Origin of the sequence: Chromobacterium sp. Rain0013 (genome assembly GCF_015291765.1) — a bacterium.
Lineage (GTDB): Bacteria > Pseudomonadota > Gammaproteobacteria > Burkholderiales > Chromobacteriaceae > Chromobacterium > Chromobacterium haemolyticum.
The window spans coordinates 733,507-751,295 of the sequence record NZ_CP031514.1; the positions used below are offsets into that span (position 1 = coordinate 733,507).

The following is a 17,789-nucleotide window of genomic DNA, read 5'->3' on the forward strand; positions in this document are numbered from 1 at the left end:
GCTGTCTCAGCCGTTTTCGCCCGGTCTCGCCTTGGATCGCGAGACTTTGAACAGGCTCTAAGCCTGTTCCCGAGTCGTGCCGTTGGCAATATCGGGAATGGGCGATACCGTCAGTTCCCCGCGTCGATGCAGCTGGCTGCGGACCTCGGCCGGCTGCAGCGCCTCCCGCAGCCGCGCCAGCGCGGCGTCGATGCGGGCTTGACCGCACATGAACAGGTCCAGCGCGGCGTAGCCGTGTTCCGGCCAGGTGTGGATGCTGAGGTGGGACTCCATCAGCAACAGGATGCCGGTGACGCCCTGAGCCTCGCCGAAGTGGTGGACGTGGCCGGCCAGCACGGTGGCGCCGGCGGCCTGCGCCGCCTGGCGCAGCGCGTGCTCCACCTGGGCCGGGTCGCTGAGGCGCTGCGGCGGACAGCCGTGAAAATCCGCCAGCAGGTGCCGGCCAATCGCCGCTTTCATTTATGGCCGCCGCCGCCGCTGCCCCAGCCGGAGGAGCCGCCGCCGCTACCGCTGCTCCAGCTGCGCGAGCCGGTGCCGCGGTTAGTGTTGTCCATATTGGAGAAATTGATCATGGTGGTGATTGCGATCACCAGCAGGCAAAAGGCTTTATAGAGTCCTGGCGACATCGGCTTTCATTCCTTCTGCTTGAGCGGGATCGCCAGCACGCAGCAGGCGAAGAAGCAGATCAGCAGTCCATCGCCGATATCCTGGCTCAGCAAGGCCAGCGGCAGGTTGATCAATAACAGCACCAGGCCGAACTTGACGGCGATGGCCTTCAAGTCTTCGACCTCGCCCTCCGTGGCGGAGAATCCCGATTCTATCGGCGTCGCGCTGCCAAACCAGCGGCCCACCTCGACCGAGGTGGCCAGGCTGCTGCAGCTCCAGGTCAGCTCTTGCGCCGACAGCTCGCGCGACAAGCGCTTTTGGCCGCCGGAGATCTGGTATTCGCTGAGCTCAACCTTGTCGCCCAGCTTGGCGCGCCAGGGAAAGGCGCCGGCGGCGTAGACGATGCGGGCCGCGTAGTCGGGATAAGCGCGCTGATAGGCTTTGTTGCCCAGCATCGCGTAATCGGCGCGCAGGCTGTCCACCCACACATCCATCAACTCGCCGATAAACCAGCCGTCGCCGCTCTCCACCAGCCAGCGGAAGCCCTTGTCCACGTTGTAGAGCAGGTATTCGCACCAGCGGCTGTCCGGGTCTTCCTCCTCCGCCCACACCAGCGCGCCGGTCAGCGTCCACGGCAGCTTGTCTATGGTGGCGGTCTTGCCCAGTTCCAGCGTCAGCGGCGTGTCCAACTGCTGTTGCGCGGCGCCCAGCGCCAATGCGCGGTCGCCGCTGGCGTCCACCTGGGTGTGGCAGTGGCCGCACACCAGTTGGGTGGCGGTGCCGGCGCGGTAGCTCAGCGGCGCGGCGCAGGAGGGGCATTCCAGCGAGGCGATGCTGCCTTTCAGCTTGCCGGTGGCTTCTTCTATCATCCGCGTGTCGCGCAGCCGCTCCATGTGCAGCTGCGGCAGCGTGACGGCGTTGCCAAGGAAAAGCTGAGGCTTTTGCGGGTCGTCGGAGTAGTCCAGCGTCAGGAATTGCGCCTGGCGGCGCGCGTCCACCACCTTGGCTTGCCAGCCGGCGCCCACCTGGAACGGCAGTTCGCCTTCGCCGGCGGTGCATGCGGCGGTGCGCACATCGGAAATCACGAAGTCGGCGTCGCCGTGGCGGAAGACGGCGCCGGGACGCTGGCTATCGAAGCCGCCGGCTTCCTGTGTCGCGCCGCCGGCCAGCGTCAGCGTGTATTGGCCGACGCTTTCCGACAGCCAGCCGTCGCCGCCGTCGTCGAACAGCAAATACCATTCGTTCCACAGGCCGGCGTCGTAGCGCAGCTGGATGCGGCCGACGACGTTGAAGCCGCGGCCCAAGTACTGGCCGCAGCTGGTGATTTGCAGCGGCGAATAATCATTGAGCAGCGCCGCCATCTTGCCGATGTCGCGCACGCTGTCCGCGTCGCGGAGCAGCGTGCTTTGGCAGTAAGCGCACACCGCCATGGCGGAGGCTTCGGACTTGAACTCGACATCGGCGCCGCAGGAGGGGCAGGCAATACGGTACATGCGCTAGCTTAACCCACCAGTTTTTTCAGCACGTCGGCCTTGGCCGCGTCGTAATCCGCCTGTGTAATCAGCCCCTGGTCCAGCAGGCCCTTGAGCTGAGCCAGCTTGGCTTGCGGATTGTCCGCCGCCGGGGCGGCGGCCGGAGTCTGCGGCGCGGCGGCCTGGGCTGTCTGCGCGGCGGGCGTGGCCTCCGGCTGCACAACTTGTTGCATGGCCTGACCCATTAACTGGCCGACGCCTACGCCGGCCGCCAGCCCGGCGCCAAGGCCGGCGATGCCGCCCTCGTTCTGCGCCGCCAGCGGAATGCTTTCCGCCGCCTGGTAGCGGGTGTACTGATTGAGGTCGCCGGCCATGCCCATGGCAATGCGCTTGTCTATGGCTTTTTGCAGCTCTTCCGGCAAGGAGATGTTTTCCACCGCGAAGCTGTCCAGCGCCAGGCCCAGGCGCTGGAAGGCCGGGACCAGCGCCTCGCGGATCTTGTCCGCCATCAGGCCCTGATTGCCGGCCATGTCGAGGAAGGGCACGCCGCTGCCGCCCAGCACGCTGCTCATGGTGGCCACCACCTGATTGCGCAGCTGCAGCTCCAGATCATCGCGGGTGTAGCTGTCGCGGGTGCCGCTGACCTCGGTGAAGAACAGGCGCGGATCCGCGACGCGGTAGGAATAAACGCCGAAGGCGCGCAGCCGAACCATGCCGAAGTCCTGATCGCGTATGGTCACCGGCTGGGCGGTGCCCCATTTGCGGCCCAGTTGCAGCCGGGTGCTGAAGAAGTGCACGTCGGATTTGAAGGGGGATTCGAACAGCTTGTCCCAGTTCTTCAGATACGTCAGCACCGGCAGGGTCTGGGTGGTCAGCTTGTACATGCCGGGTTCGAACACGTCGGCGATCTTGCCTTCGTTGATGAACACCGCCGCCTGCGACTCGCGCACCGTCAGGCTGCCGCCGTACTGAATCTCGTTGTCCTGCATCGGATAACGCCAGGCCAGCACGCCGTCTTCCTGCTCCTGCCATTCCAGAATGTCGATGAACTGCTTCTTGATGAAAGACATCAGGCTCATAGTGTTTGCTCCAGTTGAAGAGGCGCGGCCGGGTTCAGGACAGGCTGCCGGCGTTGATCAGGCCCACGGCGAGGTGGATGGAACCGGCCAGGATGCCCATTGCCAGATTGTTGTCTATCAGCGCGCGGCTCAGATCTTTCAGGCAGCGCGCCACCACCATGTGGACGACGATCTGCACCAGCATGGCCAGCAGCGCCCACAGCATGAAGCTGTTCCAGTTGTTCAGGTGCCAGGCGCTGGAGGCCAGCGTCAGCGAGAAACCCAGCAGCGCGCCGGCGAAGGAGACGGCGGCGGCGTGGCCGTTGTCGCGGATCAGCTTCAATTCGTCTATCGGCGTGATCCAGCAATAGAGCACCGCGAATAGCGCCAGCAGCGCGAGGCCGCTGCCCATATAGGTCAGGTAGGCGAGCAGGGCGGGCAGGAAGGCGGCAATCATGGTCAGGCGTCCTTTGTCGATGCGGTGTGCGGGCGGCGGTTGGCCGCGGGCTGGGGCATAATGGCGGCTATTTTACCCACAATGACAATCCAATGCGAAATCGCTTGCTGATAGTATCAGTGTTTATCGTGGCCTCCTGCGGCTTGGCCTACGAGCTGATCACCGGCGCGCTGGCCAGTTACTTGCTGGGCGACTCGGTGTTGCAGTTCTCTTCCATCATAGGTTGTTACCTGTTCGCCATGGGCGTGGGCTCCCACTTGTCCAAGTATGTGAAGGACGAGCGGGTGCTGGACGCCTTCATTGAAATCGAGCTGTTGGTCGGCCTGATCGGCGGCATGTCCGCCGCCGTGTTGTTCTTGGTGTTCGCCTGGGCCGGCGAACCGTTCCGGCTGGTGCTTTACGGCCTGGTCTTCGTGATCGGGGTGCTGGTGGGCATGGAGATCCCGCTGGTGATGCGGGCGATGAACCAGCGCCAGGCGAGCTTTTCCGAACTGGTCAGCCAGGTCTTGACCTTCGACTACCTGGGCGCGCTGGCGGTATCGCTGCTGTTTCCGCTGGTGCTGGCGCCCAAGCTGGGCCTGTCGCGCAGCGCACTGTTGTTTGGCTTGCTCAACGCCGGCGTGGCGCTGTGGGCCTGTCGCGCTTTCCGCCATGAATTGCGTCAGCCCGGCCTGCAGCTGGCGCGCAGCGGCGTGGTCTTGCTGCTGCTGGCTGGCGGCTTCCTGGCCTCCGATCACCTGACGCGCTGGAGCGAGAAAGCCGTGTACGGAGACGAGATCATCCACGCCGAGACCACGCCCTACCAGCGCTTAGTGATCACCAAGTGGAAGAGCGATTTGCGGCTTTACATCAACGGCAATCTGCAATTCTCCAGCCGCGACGAACACCGCTACCACGAGGCGCTGGTGCATCCGGTGCTGGCCAAGCTGCCATGGGCGCGCAATGTGCTGGTGCTGGGCGGCGGCGATGGCCTGGCGGTGCGCGAGATGCTGAAATACCGCAATATCCAGCGCATCACTCTGGTGGACCTGGACCCGGCGATGACCCGGCTGTTCAGCCGTTCCGAACCGCTGCGCGCGCTGAACCAGGGGTCCTTGACCGATCCACGCGTCACCGTGGTCAACGACGACGCCGCGCGCTGGCTGGAGCAGGACCACGGCAGCTTCGACGCCGTCATCGTCGATTTCCCCGATCCGTCCAATTTCGCGCTGGGCAAACTGTATTCGGTGCCGCTGTACCGGCTGCTGGCGCGCCACCTGGCGGAAAACGGCCTGGCGGTGGTGCAGTCCACCTCGCCGATGCACGCCCCGCGTTCGTTCTGGAGCGTGGACGCCACCTTGCGCGCCGCCGGCCTGCATACCACGCCTTACCACGCCTACGTGCCTTCCTTCGGCGAATGGGGCTTCATTATCGCCGCCAAGAAGCCGGGCTATACCCCGCCGGAGCGCTACTCGGTGCCGCTGCGCTTTCTGGACAAGGAGGCCACGCGCCAGATGTTCTTTTTCCCGCCCGACATGCCGCGCTGGAAAGTCTTGCCCAATGAGCTGAACAATCAGCAATTGGTGCACTACTTCGAGCAGGACTGGTCGCAGGTGCTGCGCTGATGCGGCGGCGCGAGGTCTTGCGGCTGGCGGCGGCGCTGGCCGGCCTGCCCCTGTTGTCCGGTTGCGAGCGCGTGTTGCGGCTGGGCGTGCCCTTGCGCTTGAACCGGCCGGGCATGGCCGCCGGCCACCGGCTGCGCGGCGGCATGACGCCGCCGCCGCCCCGCGACGAGCGCCGCTGCCGCGTCGCCATCGTCGGCAGCGGCGTGGCCGGCCTGTTCGCCGCCTGGCGGCTGCGCAAGGAGGGCTTCGACGATGTGGTGGTGCTGGACGGACCGGAGCCGGACGGCAACGCCGCCGCCGGCGCCTTCGGCGGCTATCGCTACCCAACCGGCGCCCACTATTTGCCGTTGCCCTCGATGGAGTCGCGCCATGTGCGCGAGCTGCTGGCAGAGATGGGGGTGATCGAGTCCGATCCCTTCGGCGCGCGGCCGCGTTTCGACGAACGCGTGACCGTGCACGCACCGGACGAGCGGCTGTGGGTGAACGGCCACTGGCAGGAAGGCCTGCTGCCGCGGCTGGGCATGGGCGCGGACGAACTGGCGCAGCAGCGGCGTTTTCTCGCCCAAACCGCCGCCTGGCGCGAACAGCGCGGCCGCGACGGCCGCCGCGTGTTCTGCGTGCCGGTGGCTTTGTCCTCGCAAGACCCGGCCTGGACCGCGCTGGACCGGCTGAGCTTCGCGGACTGGCTGCGCGCCAACGGCTACACCGCGCCGGGCCTGCTCTGGTATCTGGATTACTGCTGCCGCGACGATTACGGCAGCGCGCTGGCCGCCACCTCGGCCTGGGCCGGCCTGCATTATTTCTGCAGCCGCGGCGGGCTGGGGGCCAATGCGGAAGAAGGTGCGGTGCTGACCTGGCCGGACGGACTGAATCCGCTGATACGCCATCTGCGCGCCCGCATCGGCGCTGAGCGGCAATGGCCGGGCGTGGCTTGGCGGACGGCGCCGGCGGGGGCCGGCATGGCGGTGGATTATCTGGACGCGGCCGGCGACAGCCGGCGCCTGCTGGCCGAGCGGGTCATCCTGGCGACGCCCTTGCATGTCAGCCTGCACCTTAGCGGTCAATTGCCGGAGTTGGGCTTCGAGCGCCGCCACCTGCCGCCGCGCGCGCCGTGGCTGATAAGCAATTTCCTGATCGACCGTTTTCCGGCGGAGCCGGCCGCTGCGCCGCTGGCCTGGGACAATGTGGTGTACGGCAGCCGCGGGCTGGGCTATGTGGTATCCACCCACCAGCTGATCCGCGCCGCCAAGCCGGAGCGCAGCGTGTTCACCAGCTACCACGCCTTCGCCGACCTGGCGCCGGCGGATGCGCGTAAAATGCTGGAAGCCGCCAGCGCCGAGGATTTGTTTGCCACCGCCGCCGCCGATCTGCAGACCGTCTACGGCTGGCGTTTCCGTCAGTCGCTGCTGCAGGTGGAGCTGACCGCTCGAGGTCATGCGATGGCCAGCCCGGTGCCGGGTTTTTTGTCCAACCCTGGCTTGCAAGCCTTGCGCGCGGCCGACGGCCCGTTGCTGTTCGCCCATTCCGATCTCAGCGGCCTGTCGCTGTTCGAAGAAGCCGCGTGGTGGGGGGAGCAGGCGGCCTTGAAGGTGCTTGGCGCATGAGAGCCTGTTCAACGCAGCTGCGCTTCGTGAGACGTGATACGGCGGGAACCGCATTCGAAATGCTCATATTCCACTGATCATTCCGCTTTCTCAGCCGCAAGGCCGTGTCTCGCTCTTGTTTGCGAGTCCTTTGAACCGGCTCTGAGGCTGCAAGCGCCTGATGTTCCACGTGAAACCCGGATAGAACGATGAGCGAAACCCTGATCTCTACTGAAAAACTCACCGCCGCATTGCAGCGTTTTGCCGATGAACGCGACTGGAATCGCTACCATACGCCGCGCGGTCTGATGCTGGCCTTGGTGGGAGAGGTGGGCGAACTGGCGGAAATCTTCCAGTGGCTGAGCGACGAGGAGGCCGCCTCGCTGCGCGAGGACCCGGCGCGCTTCACCCATCTGCAAGAGGAAATTGCCGATGTGTTGCTCTATCTGACGCGGCTGGCGATGGTGACGGGCGTGGATCTGGACGCGGCGGTCCGCGACAAGATGGCCAAGAACGCCATCAAATACCCTGTGCCAACGGCCGGCTGAGCCTAGGTGATGAAAACGGCTAAGCTGAAGCCACGGTACGCGAGTACACGACGCGGCCAGCTTCTATAGTGGATTCAATCAATAGCTGGAATGCATAAATGTCCGAGCAAATCAACCGCCTGCGCCAGATGCTGGAGCAGGCGGAAACCATTGTGGCGCTGACAGGCGCCGGCATGAGCACCGAGTCCGGCATCCCCGACTTCCGTTCCGCCAACGGCCTATGGTCGCGCAGCATGAGCCTGGCCGAGGTGGTGTCCATCGATTATTTCCGCCGCGATCCGGAGTCGTTCTGGCAGGCCTTCCGCGAGATCTTCCGCATCAAGTTGATTGGCGATTACCAGCCCAACGCCGGGCACCAATTCCTGGCGGAACTGGAGCAACAGGGCAAGCGGGTGACGGTGCTGACCCAGAACATTGACGGTCTGCACGCACGCGCCGGCAGCGGCGAAGTATTGGAGCTGCACGGCAGCTTGTTGACCGCTAGTTGTCCCAGTTGCGACACCACCCACGCGCTGGATTACGTGTTGCACCATCCTTTGCCGGTCTGCCGGTTCTGCCATGACGTGCTCAAGCCGGACGTGGTGCTTTACGGCGAGGCGGTGCCCTTGATCGAATTAGCGTTCGACGCCGCCTTGAAGGCAGACCTGCTGTTGGTGATGGGTTCGTCGCTGGAGGTGTCGCCGGTCAACTTGATTCCTTTGGAAGCCGCGCAGGCCGGCGTGGCCACCGCCTTGATCAATTACACGCCCACGCGCATGGACCACGTCTTCGACCTGCGCATCATGGGCGGCATTGGGGAGACCTGCCGCGCCTTGGCCGGGGCCTGAGAATCTGTTCAAAGTCCGCTGCGCTGAGTGGAACGCCGCACGGTGAGCGCTCCTTCGAAATGCTCATGTACCGCTCGACCATTCCGCTTTCTCAACTGTTTTCGCCTTGTCCCGCTCTTGCTCGCGAGGCGTTGAACAGGCTCTGAAGGGCTGTTCGCTCCGGCTTGCGGGATTTGGACAGACGCGGAGTGCGCGGGCGGCGGAATAAGGGCGGCGAATCTTCGCATTAAAATTCATTTGGTATTTCTGTGGCAAGCTCCTATCTTTAAACATGTTGCAAAACCGTTGAAAAGGGGAGTTTACAAATGGATGCCATTAACTGGAGTCACTGGGCCGATCTGGCGGTGAAAATCGGCCTCAACATTTTGTCGGCCATCTTGCTGTGGCTGGTAGGCCGCTGGCTGATCAATTTCGCTACCCGGATGCTGGACGCCAAGCTGGCCAGCAAGTCGCTGGACCACACTATTCGTCAGTATGTGAAGTCTTTCCTGGATGTGACGCTAACCATTGTGCTGGTGATCGGCATCCTCGGTTTCTTCGGGGTGCAGACCACGACCTTCGCCGCAGTGATCGCCGCCGCCGGCGTGGCGGTTGGCATGGCCTGGAGCGGCTTGCTGGCCAACTTCGCCGCAGGCATCTTCCTGGTAGTGTTGCGGCCGTTCAAAGTGGGCGACTTGGTGGGGGTGGCCGGCGTCGTCGGCACGGTCAAGCACATCGGTCTGTTCGCCACCGCGGTGGATACGCCGGACGGGGTGCTGACCCTGATCGGCAACAACAAAATCTTCTCCGATACCATCCAGAACTTCAGTGTCACCGAGCAGCGTCGGGTAGACCTGAAAGCCCAGTTGGCCGCCAGCGCGGACCACGCCGCGGCGATAAGCTTGTTGCGGGAAACGGTGGCCAAGGTGCCCAATGTGCTGGCCAGTCCGGCGCCGGACGTGGGCCTGCTGGAGTTCACGCCCTTGGGGCCAGTGCTGGCGGTGCGGCCTTATTGCAAGCCTCAGGACTATTGGCAGGTGTATTTCGATAGCAATCGCGCGATTCGCGAAACTCTGGTCGCCGGCGGTTTCCCGGCGCCGGAACAGGCGATGGTGGTGCGTCAGAGCTGAGCGCTGCGGGAGCAATGCGACAACGGGGCCGACGGCCCCGTTTTGCTGCGTGCTTACCGGTTTAGCCGGCGCCGTTCTGGCGCGCGAATTCGTCTGTCTGCCGCTTGAGTTCGGGCAGCAAGCGCTTGCCGATGTCCTCCATCAGCACAGGGCCGGTCTCCGCCAGGATTTTGGGCATCAGCCGTAACATCTTGCTGCCGGTCGGGGTTTGGTAGAAGGCGTTCATTTCGCGGATCTCAGCGACGTTGAAATTTCTGCTCAAGGCCTGGACCTGTACTTCATTCATCAATTTGCGCGTTTCTGGGGAGCGGAAATAGGCCTGCTGGATTTTCAGAACCTGCTGCAGGAAGGCGCCGACCTTGTTTTTGCAGCCAGGCGTTTGCGCGCAGTCCGGCAGGTTTTGCCACAGCTGTTGCTCCATCTGCTGCTGCATGGTGGCCTCCATCTGCTGCATCGTTTGCACGATCATCTCGTCGTAGCGCATGGTTTGCAGCAATGCCTTGGCGGCGACGACACTGTCTTCGGCGGCGAGCGAGGGGGAGGAGTGAAGCAGGACGGCGCTCAGGCCGGCGGCGAGAAGGGGGCGAAGGCGCATGGCCGTTTCCTCATCTTGGATGAAACGGCCATGCTGATGGCTTGGGTGAGCAGCGTCAACCGGGCGGTTCGTCTCAGAACCTGTTTACGATCTGCTACGTGTCGTGGAGCGTTGCACGGTGAATACGACTTCAAAATGCTCATGTACCACCTGCGCATTCCGTTTCTTCAGCCGTTTGCGCCTTTTCTCGCTCTAGCGTGCGGGATGTTAAACACGTTCTCAGGAGGCCGGCGGGAAATCGCCCATATCCTGGCATTGCTCCACCCACAAGGTGTCCGGTCCGGAGTTGGGGATGTACACCTGATTGACCGGCGACGGCGGGTAATTGGCGTCCGGCGCGCAATCGGCGCTTTGGCCGGTGCCCACCGCCACTTGCGCCCCCACTTTGAGTTGGCAGCGCACCATGCGATTGAGCTGGCTCCAGCTTGGGCAGATGGCGTTGGCGGCGCGGTAGGCGGCCACCGAGCCTTGCGGCTGGCTGAAAGACCACCAGCGGCCCAGCCGCGAATTGACCTTATTGTTGTCGTACACGCGGTAGACCGTCACGGTTTGATCCGCCGGCTCCTGGCGTCGCACCTGGCCGGTGCACAAGCCGCCTTTGCCGGGCTGTCCCAATGCGCTGTTCAGCAGATCGGGATTGTCCACCGCGGCCATGCCGGGCAAGGCCGGCTGGATCTGGCCGACACAGCGGTCGTTGCCGGGCGTGGCCGCGCATCCGAGCAGGAGCGCGCAGGCGGAAGCGAGCAGCCAGTGGCGAGGAGTCAGGGGCATGGAGGGTCTCCTTATTGGATCGTTCGAGTTTTTGGGTTGGCGGCAGTACACCATTTTTGATATTAGAAAATGCGATTGGCATTTTCAATTTGAAACAGGCATAGCCGGCAGAAAGAACGGGCAGGAAAAAAAGAGGGCGTCGACCATGGTCGACGCCCGCAAGCTGTAGGAACACTCGGGTACTACGTTTACAGCAACTTCAATCCGTTCAACTTAGACCTGCTAACAAAACCCCTGATACTGCATTCCGCCCCCCTTGCCGTACGACTGGTATTGCCTGCGTCGGCGCGTCTTGCCTCAGCCGTAAAACTGAGTTTTGTTAGCGGCTCTTAGGCCACCTGGCGGTTCTTGCCTCCCGGCCTCAGTTCGCTCAGCAACTGCGCCTGTTTGCTCTTGGCTTGCTGGTAGTTGCGCTCCTTGATGTGGCCGAAGCCGCGCACGCCTTCCCAGGTTTTCACCAGCTCCACCGCGCGCGGCAGCGCATCCAGCGTCAGTCCGCTCAGCAAGTCTTCCACCTGCCGCTCAAACTCGCCGATCAGCCGACGCTCCAGCTTGCGGTCGGCCTGCCGGGCAAACGGGTCCAGCAGGGTGCCGCGCAGGAAGCGCAGCTTGGCCAGCCACTTCATGCCGGTCAGCAGCCAGGGGCCGAATGCCACTTTGCGCTGCTGCCCGCCGGTAATCCAGCCGGCGCCGATGTGGAAGCGTAGCTGGTAATCGCCGTCAAACTGCTGCGCCAGCTCGCGCTGGAAGCCGCCGTCTGTGTAGAGCCGGGCCACTTCGTACTCGTCCTTGTACGCCAGCACATGGTAGTAATTCTTGGCCACCGCCAGCGTCAGCGCGCTGCTTGCCGGGTTCAACGCTTCCTCGGTCTGACGCACCCGCGCCACCAGCGCCTTGTAGCGTTCGGCCAGCGCCGCGTTCTGATAGGCGGTCAGAGCGGTGGCGCGATGGTGTAGCACGGCGTCGGGAGTTTCACGTGGAACGAAGGCCACCACCGCCGACGGGCTGACCAGCGCTTCGATTCGCGCCGGATCGTGGGCGGCGTGACGGCCCCAGCTGAAGGCGTCCTGGTTGAACTTGACCGCGGCGCCGTTCAGACGCACCGCTTCCATGATTGCTTCCAGCGTCACCGGCACCAAGCCCTTTTGCCAAGCGTAGCCAAGCATGAACATATTGCTGGCGATGGCGTCGCCCAGCAGGGAGGTGGCCAGCCGGGTGGCGTTGACCTCGCTATAGCGGCCGGCGCCGACAGATTCGACGATGGCGTCCTTCATCGCCTTGCTGGGGAAGCGCACATCCGGGTTCTTAAGGAAGGCGCTGGTTGGCGATTCGTAGTTGTTGACGATGGCGTGGCTGAAGCCGTCGCGCATTTTGGCCAGCGCCTCCTCGGCGGCGGTCACCACCAGGTCGCAGCCCAGCACCAGGTTGGCGTCGCCGGCGGCGATGCGCACGGCGTGCAGCTTGTCCTGGCTGTCGGCGATGCGCACATGCGACCACACCGAGCCGCCTTTTTGCGCCAGGCCGGCCATGTCCAGCACGGTGACGCCTTTGCGGTCCAGATAGGCCGCCATGCCCAGCACCTGGCCTATGGTGACCACGCCGGTGCCGCCCACGCCGGTGACCATGATGCTGAACGGTTCGTGGAGTTGCGGGATCGTCGGTTCCGGCAGTGTGGGCATCGCGCTCAGGCTGGCGCTGCTGCCGGCGGATTTCTTCAGCTGGCCGCCTTCCACGGTGACGAAGCTGGGACAGAAGCCTTCTACGCAGGAGTAGTCCTTATTGCAGCTGGACTGGTCGATCTTGCGCTTGCGGCCCAGCGGGGTTTCCACCGGCAGCACCGACAGACAGCCGGATTTCTGACCGCAGTCGCCGCAGCCTTCGCATACCTGCTGGTTGATGAAGGCGCGCTTGGCGGGGTCGGGGAAATCGCCGCGTTTGCGGCGGCGACGCTTCTCGGCGGCGCAGGTCTGATCGTGGATCAGGATGCTGGTGCCCTCGACTTCGCGCAGTTCTTTTTGCAGCCGGTCCAGCTCGCGGCGGTGGAATACTTCCACGCCGGCCGCCAAGCCCTGGACGTTCTGGTATTTGTCCGGGTCGTCGCTGGTGATCACGATGCGCTTGATGCCTTCCGCCGCCAGTTGGCGGGTGATCATCGGCACGTCCAGATAACCGTCCACATGCTGGCCGCCGGTCATCGCCACCGCGTCGTTGTACAGAATCTTGTAAGTAATGTTGACCTTGGCGGCCACGGCGGCGCGTATGGCCAGCAGACCGGAGTGGAAGTAGGTGCCGTCGCCCAGGTTGGTGAAGATGTGCTTGGTGTGAGTGAACGGCGCCTGGCCCACCCAAGTGATGCCTTCGCCGCCCATCTGGGTGAAGGTTTTGGTGCTGTCGGCCTGAATCCAGTGCGCCATGTAGTGGCAGCCGATGCCGGCGACGGCGCGGCTGCCTTCCGGCACCTTGGTGCTGGTGTTGTGCGGACAGCCGGAGCAGTAGTGCGGCACGCGGGCGATGGATTCGCGCGGTTTGACCAGCTGGGCTTCCTTGTCGTCGTAGAACTTCAGCCGGTCGTGGATGATGGGGCTGTCGAAGATCAAGGCCAGCCGGCCAGCGATGGCGCGCGCTATCATCGCCGGAGTCAGTTCGCCGGCGGCCGGCAGCAGCCAGTCGCCGTGCGGCAGCGCCCATTCGCCTTTTTCTGCGAACTTGCCCACCACGCGCGGGCGCACGTCGTCGCGCCAGTTGTACAGCTGCTCTTTCAGCTGGTATTCGATGATCTGGCGTTTTTCCTCCACCACCAGGATTTCTTCCAGTCCTTCGGCGAACTGGCGCACGCCTTCCGGCTCCAGCGGCCACACCATGCCCACCTTGAAGATGCGCAGGCCGATGTCGGCGGCCAACGCCTCGTCTATGCCCAGATCATCCAGCGCCTGCATCACGTCCAGATAACTCTTGCCACAGGTGATGATGCCCAGCCGCGGCTTGGGCGAATCCAGAGTGATGTGGTTCAGATTGTTTTCGCGCGCGTAAGCCAGCGCCGCGTACAGACGGTGGTGCAGTACGCGTTTTTCCTGCGCCAGCGGCGCGTCCGGCCAACGGATGTTGAGGCCGTCCTCGGGCAAGGGAAAGTCTTGCGGAATCTTGAACTGCAGCCGCTCCGGCGAGATGTCGACGATGGCCGAGCTTTCGATGGTGTCCGAGATCGCCTTGATGGACACCCAGCAACCGGAATAGCGGCTCATCGCCCAGCCGTGCAGGCCGTAATCTATGATTTCCTGCACCCCGGACGGGCTTAGCACCGGAATCATGCTGGCGGCCAGGATGTGGTCGGATTGGTGCGGAAAGGTGGAGGATTTGGCCGCGTGGTCGTCGCCGGCCACCAGCAGCACCCCGCCGTAACGGCTGGTGCCGGCGGCGTTGCCGTGCTTGAGCACGTCGCCGGAGCGGTCCACGCCCGGGCCCTTGCCGTACCACAGGGAATAGACGCCGTCGTATTTGGCGCCATCGAACATATTCACCTGCTGAGTGCCCCAGACCGCGGTGGCGGCCAGGTCCTCGTTAAGGCCGGGATGGAACACAACATTGTGCTCCTGCAGGTATTTGCCGGCCTTCTGCATGGTTTGGTCTACGTTGCCCAGCGGCGAGCCGCGGTAGCCGGTGACGTAGCCGGCGGTATTCAGCCCGGCGGCGCGGTCCAGCTGTTGTTGCAGCATGGGCAGGCGCACCAGCGCCTGAATCCCGGTCATCAGCACCTGGCCGGTGGGGGCCGTGTATTTTTCTTCCAGGTCTGCGTGGCGGATCGACATGGTTTCTCCTCCTGTCATTCTCGGGCGCGTCCCGCGGGCGCTTGCGCCGCGCTGTGGACGTCCCATCGCTTGTGGCGATGGGGCCGGCCTGCGCCTTGTGGGCGCGTGCGGCCGGCCTTCTCCTTAAGTTTTAGACCCGCTGGCCCGACGCCACCGCCCCTAAGAACATATTTACGATCGTAAACAGCCTCTACCCAGGGCGGCGGCTCGGTGTGTCTGCGCCCGCCGCATGGTTGCGGTCTATGCGGCGCCGACGGCTTCTCCTTTGTTGTCAGCGGTTGAGCTCTATCTCCAGCCGGTGTTGTTTTTGATCGCCGGCTGCTTGGCATGTCGGCGCGGTCCCTGGTCCGGGGCTGGATTCTAGAGTCTTTTCTCTATTTGATCGGACTATAAGTTACGTTTACGTCAACGTCAAAGAGATTGACTGATGTGGACGTCGACTGCGGCGATTGTGCCAGCGCAGCATGCTTGCCATCTGGAAAGTCATTGTTTTAAATAATGAACAATCTGTTGATTGAATAGCGGTTTTTCCGCTGTGGCAATTTGGTTAAGCTGTCATCCTGACCCCCTCCCTTGCTGTGTGAAATTCCATGAGTTCAAATTCTTCTACTTCCGAAAGCGGCCGCGGCGTCGTTTTCACCGTTGCCGCCTTCATCTGTTGGGGTCTGTTTCCTCTGTACTGGAAGCCGCTGCACGATGTCCCGGCTTTGCAAATTCTGTGCCACCGCATTGTTTGGTCGGCGGTGTTCGTCGCTGCGGTGCTGACCGTGCGCAATCATTGGGGCTGGCTGCCGGCGGCGGTGCGCGAACCCCGCAAGCTGGGCATTTTCGGCCTGTCTTCCTTGCTGCTGTCGTTGAACTGGCTGATCTACATCTGGGCGGTGAACGCCGGCCACGTGGTGGAGGGCAGCCTGGGTTACTTCATTAATCCGCTGTTCAACGTGCTGCTGGGCAGGCTCTTTCTGTCCGAGCGTCTAAGCGGTTTGCAGAACACCGCCTTGCTGCTGGCAGCGGGCGGCGTGGCCTGGATCACCTACAGCGCCGGGGCGTTGCCGTGGATCGCGCTGTCGCTGGCGGCCACCTTCGGCCTGTACGGTCTATTGCGTAAGAAAGCGCCGCTGGCTTCGCTGGAGGGGCTGGCGTTGGAAACCTTCCTGATGACGCCGCTGGCGGCGGGTGCCTTAGTCTGGTTCGAATGGCAGGGACAGGGGGCTTTCGGTCATGGTTCCGCCGTGCAGACCAGCTTGCTGATCGGCGCAGGCGTGGTGACCGCGGTGCCTTTGTTGCTGTTCGCCGCCGGCGCGCGCCGGCTCAAGCTGGCTACGGTGGGAGTGATTCAGTACATCGGCCCCAGCATCCAATTGGCGTTGGGCGTGTTGTTGTTCGGTGAAGCGTTCGACAGCGGTCGTGCCATCGGCTTCGGCCTGATCTGGGCGGCATTGCTGTTGTACTCCATCGCCGGATTACTGCAAATGTGGCAGGGGCGGCGCGCCGCAGCGGCCTGAGTTTTCCCCCGCCAGAGCAGCCCGCGTTTCGCAAGAAACGCGGGCTGTTTTCATTAGGAGAGTTTGCTATAAACCACTCAATGGGCCGTCGCCGGGCACTTCCGGTTCCGGCCCATTGCCGAGCCGAATCCGGCCCGTGTCCGCAGTTCCATAGCTCCGAGCGCGGCCGCACCGCGCCGCCGATGCATCGTTATGATGCCGTTGCCGCCCTGATTGCCCCAAAAACAAGCATTCGCTCCGAGCCGCCTTCGTGCTGCCGGCGGCGGAGTGACATGGTCAATATTTTGCAAGGAGGCGCGTCATGGCGCTCTATCTGGTTAGCGTGGTTTTCTTTGGTTCGGACCTTTTGATCCGCTTGGCCCTGCGCGCGCGTTCCCGCGCCTGGGTGGGCGCGGCCTTGGCGGCGGGTTTGTTGCTGGCTTGCATGCTGTATCCGATGCTGAGCGATTGGGCCTTGCCCTATATGCCGGACGAGCACGGCATGCAGATTTACGCGGCGCTGGTGGGCCTGCAACTGGGGCTGACCGACGCGGCCATTTCCACGAGCCTTGCCCGTTATCTGGGCTGGTGGCGCTGAGCGACGAGGCTGGACGGCCGCGTCGGAGGGCGTGGCCGCTGCTGTTTTCTTGTCATGCCATTAGAATGTTTCACGCAGATTATGCTTGACGTCATGCCGGCCCGGTAGCAGACTGCGCAGCGTCGCCAGGCCCCACAAGCTTGACGGCGCATGCCGGACGTCTTTCCGCTCCCCGCGGGCCAGCCGTCCATGATCTTTATCGTTCTTTACAGGTTACGCCATCATGGCATTGTTCTTTATTCCCCTGTCGCGTCACTTGCTGCGCGACATCCTCGGCAACGACCACGCGGCGTCGGTCGATAAGGCATGGCAAGAAAGCCAGGCTCAGCACCAAGATCAACAAAGGCAACACCAGCGCCAGGAGCTGGAACAGCGCATTCACCGGCTGAGGCTGGAGAAGGGCGGCTTATGTTGAGCCCCTTGCTCTACAGTCGGCGCCTGATGCTGCGCGATTTCCGCCCGGACGATCACTCGGCCTACGCGATGGCGCGCAGCGGCCGCGAGTTCGCTCGTCATTACCCGCCTGAAGAAGTGACGCCGGCGCGCAGCGGGCAATTGTTGCTGCGCTTTTTGGAACAGCAGCGCGACTCCCCCCGCCGTGGCTGGCAGCTGGCCATTGTGCGCGGTGAAGACAAGGCGCTGCTGGGCTCGGTGGGCTTGCGCGGGCTGGAGCGCGGCGGCGAAGCCGGCTTCGACATCGAGCTGGCCGAATCGGCCTGGGGCCAGGGCTACGCGCTGGAAGCGGCGCGGATGATGCTGGACTTCGGCTACCGTCAGCTGGGCTGGCACCGAATCTGGGCCGATTGCGCGCCGGGCAACATCGCCATGTTGCAATTGGCGCGACGGCTGGGTTTCGTGGTGCAGCCGCTGGGCGCGGAGCCGCGGCTGAGTTTGCTGTTGTCCGCGGTGCCGCCTCCGTTCTCGGGTCCTCGGCGCGAAGTGCTGCAATGGGCCGCCGCCAGTTGTTAGGCCCGCTAAAAAACCCCTGACGCTGCGTTGCGCCGACTTGTCGCACTCATTGTACTGTCTGAGTCGGCGCGCCTGGCCTCAGCCATAAAACTGAGTTTTGTTAGCGGCTTTTAGAGCCTGTTCAAAGTCTCGCGAGCAAGGGCGAGACAAGGTGAAAACCGTTGAGAAGGCGGAGTGTGCGCTTGGTACATGAGCATTTCGAAGGGGTACTCGCCATGTAAAACTCCACAACGCGCAGCAGATCGTGAACAGGCCCTTAACGATGGGCGCGGCCTGCGCTTGACCCATGTGGAACGCTCGCG

General features: G+C 63.6%; 17 protein-coding genes. 9 read left to right on the top strand and 8 right to left on the bottom strand.

The annotated features are described in order from the left end of the window. Positions 1-57: 57 nt before the first annotated feature. The 5 genes from speD to DXT74_RS03390 are packed head-to-tail and all read right to left on the bottom strand — an operon-like array spanning position 58 to position 3,593. Positions 58-459, bottom strand: coding sequence for an adenosylmethionine decarboxylase (speD, locus tag DXT74_RS03370; RefSeq protein WP_043640418.1), 402 nt, complete (start codon positions 457-459; stop codon positions 58-60). Further along, positions 456-626 (bottom strand): hypothetical protein, encoded by a 171-nt coding sequence (locus tag DXT74_RS03375; protein WP_194427325.1) that lies wholly within the window; start codon positions 624-626, stop codon positions 456-458. Before DXT74_RS03375 ends, speD begins: the two co-directional genes overlap by 4 nt. 6 nt (positions 627-632) lie before the next feature. Further along, positions 633-2,099, bottom strand: coding sequence for a DUF4178 domain-containing protein (locus tag DXT74_RS03380; RefSeq protein WP_194427326.1), 1,467 nt, complete (start codon positions 2,097-2,099; stop codon positions 633-635). An 8-nt stretch (positions 2,100-2,107) separates the two neighbouring features. Then, positions 2,108-3,151 (bottom strand): SPFH domain-containing protein, encoded by a 1,044-nt coding sequence (locus DXT74_RS03385; RefSeq protein WP_196783877.1) that lies wholly within the window; start codon positions 3,149-3,151, stop codon positions 2,108-2,110. A gap of 40 nt (positions 3,152-3,191) precedes the next feature. Then, a complete protein-coding gene (locus tag DXT74_RS03390; RefSeq protein ID WP_043640409.1) occupies positions 3,192-3,593 on the bottom strand; it encodes a DUF350 domain-containing protein in 402 nt (133 codons plus the stop codon). 92 nt (positions 3,594-3,685) lie between these two features. Here DXT74_RS03390 and DXT74_RS03395 point away from each other — a divergent pair, with 92 nt between their 5' ends. The 5 genes from DXT74_RS03395 to DXT74_RS03415 all read left to right on the top strand — a co-directional run bounded on the left by DXT74_RS03395 (position 3,686) and on the right by DXT74_RS03415 (position 9,264). Beyond that, on the top strand, positions 3,686-5,197 hold the full coding sequence (locus DXT74_RS03395; protein WP_043640407.1) for a polyamine aminopropyltransferase: 1,512 nt from the start codon (positions 3,686-3,688) through the stop codon (positions 5,195-5,197). Next, complete coding sequence (locus tag DXT74_RS03400) at positions 5,197-6,801, top strand: FAD-dependent oxidoreductase (RefSeq protein ID WP_194427327.1); 1,605 nt, start codon at positions 5,197-5,199, stop codon at positions 6,799-6,801. Before DXT74_RS03395 ends, DXT74_RS03400 begins: the two co-directional genes overlap by 1 nt. A 188-nt stretch (positions 6,802-6,989) precedes the next feature. Next, positions 6,990-7,328, top strand: coding sequence for a nucleotide pyrophosphohydrolase (locus tag DXT74_RS03405; RefSeq protein ID WP_043640400.1), 339 nt, complete (start codon positions 6,990-6,992; stop codon positions 7,326-7,328). A gap of 98 nt (positions 7,329-7,426) precedes the next feature. Continuing rightward, complete coding sequence (locus tag DXT74_RS03410) at positions 7,427-8,155, top strand: NAD-dependent protein deacylase (protein ID WP_043640395.1); 729 nt, start codon at positions 7,427-7,429, stop codon at positions 8,153-8,155. A 305-nt stretch (positions 8,156-8,460) separates the two neighbouring features. Next, positions 8,461-9,264, top strand: a complete 804-nt coding sequence (locus DXT74_RS03415) for a mechanosensitive ion channel family protein (protein WP_043640392.1) — start codon at positions 8,461-8,463, stop codon at positions 9,262-9,264. Positions 9,265-9,325: 61 nt separating this feature from the next. Here DXT74_RS03415 and DXT74_RS03420 read toward each other — a convergent pair whose 3' ends face one another. The 3 genes from DXT74_RS03420 to DXT74_RS03430 form a co-directional block, all read right to left on the bottom strand. Further along, a complete protein-coding gene (locus DXT74_RS03420) occupies positions 9,326-9,859 on the bottom strand; it encodes a DUF2059 domain-containing protein (protein WP_194427328.1) in 534 nt (177 codons plus the stop codon). Between the two features lie 219 nt (positions 9,860-10,078). After that, on the bottom strand, positions 10,079-10,630 hold the full coding sequence (locus DXT74_RS03425; protein ID WP_043640386.1) for a hypothetical protein: 552 nt from the start codon (positions 10,628-10,630) through the stop codon (positions 10,079-10,081). Positions 10,631-10,959: 329 nt separating this feature from the next. Further along, positions 10,960-14,436 carry an indolepyruvate ferredoxin oxidoreductase family protein gene (locus DXT74_RS03430; RefSeq protein WP_194427329.1) on the bottom strand — a complete coding sequence of 1,159 codons (3,477 nt, stop codon included), beginning with the start codon at positions 14,434-14,436 and terminating at the stop codon, positions 10,960-10,962. Between the two features lie 590 nt (positions 14,437-15,026). Between DXT74_RS03430 and rarD the strand changes: the two genes are divergently transcribed. From rarD to DXT74_RS03450, 4 genes are all read left to right on the top strand, one after another. Continuing rightward, positions 15,027-15,941: an EamA family transporter RarD gene (rarD, locus tag DXT74_RS03435; RefSeq protein WP_043640379.1), complete on the top strand. Its 915-nt coding sequence runs from the start codon at positions 15,027-15,029 to the stop codon at positions 15,939-15,941. Positions 15,942-16,242: 301 nt separating this feature from the next. After that, positions 16,243-16,518, top strand: a complete 276-nt coding sequence (locus DXT74_RS03440) for a hypothetical protein (protein ID WP_019100417.1) — start codon at positions 16,243-16,245, stop codon at positions 16,516-16,518. Between the two features lie 223 nt (positions 16,519-16,741). Next, a complete protein-coding gene (locus DXT74_RS03445) occupies positions 16,742-16,933 on the top strand; it encodes a hypothetical protein (protein WP_179140781.1) in 192 nt (63 codons plus the stop codon). Next, positions 16,927-17,487, top strand: coding sequence for a GNAT family N-acetyltransferase (locus tag DXT74_RS03450; protein WP_194427330.1), 561 nt, complete (start codon positions 16,927-16,929; stop codon positions 17,485-17,487). The genes DXT74_RS03445 and DXT74_RS03450 overlap by 7 nt, the downstream gene beginning before the upstream one ends. Positions 17,488-17,789: the final 302 nt, after the last annotated feature.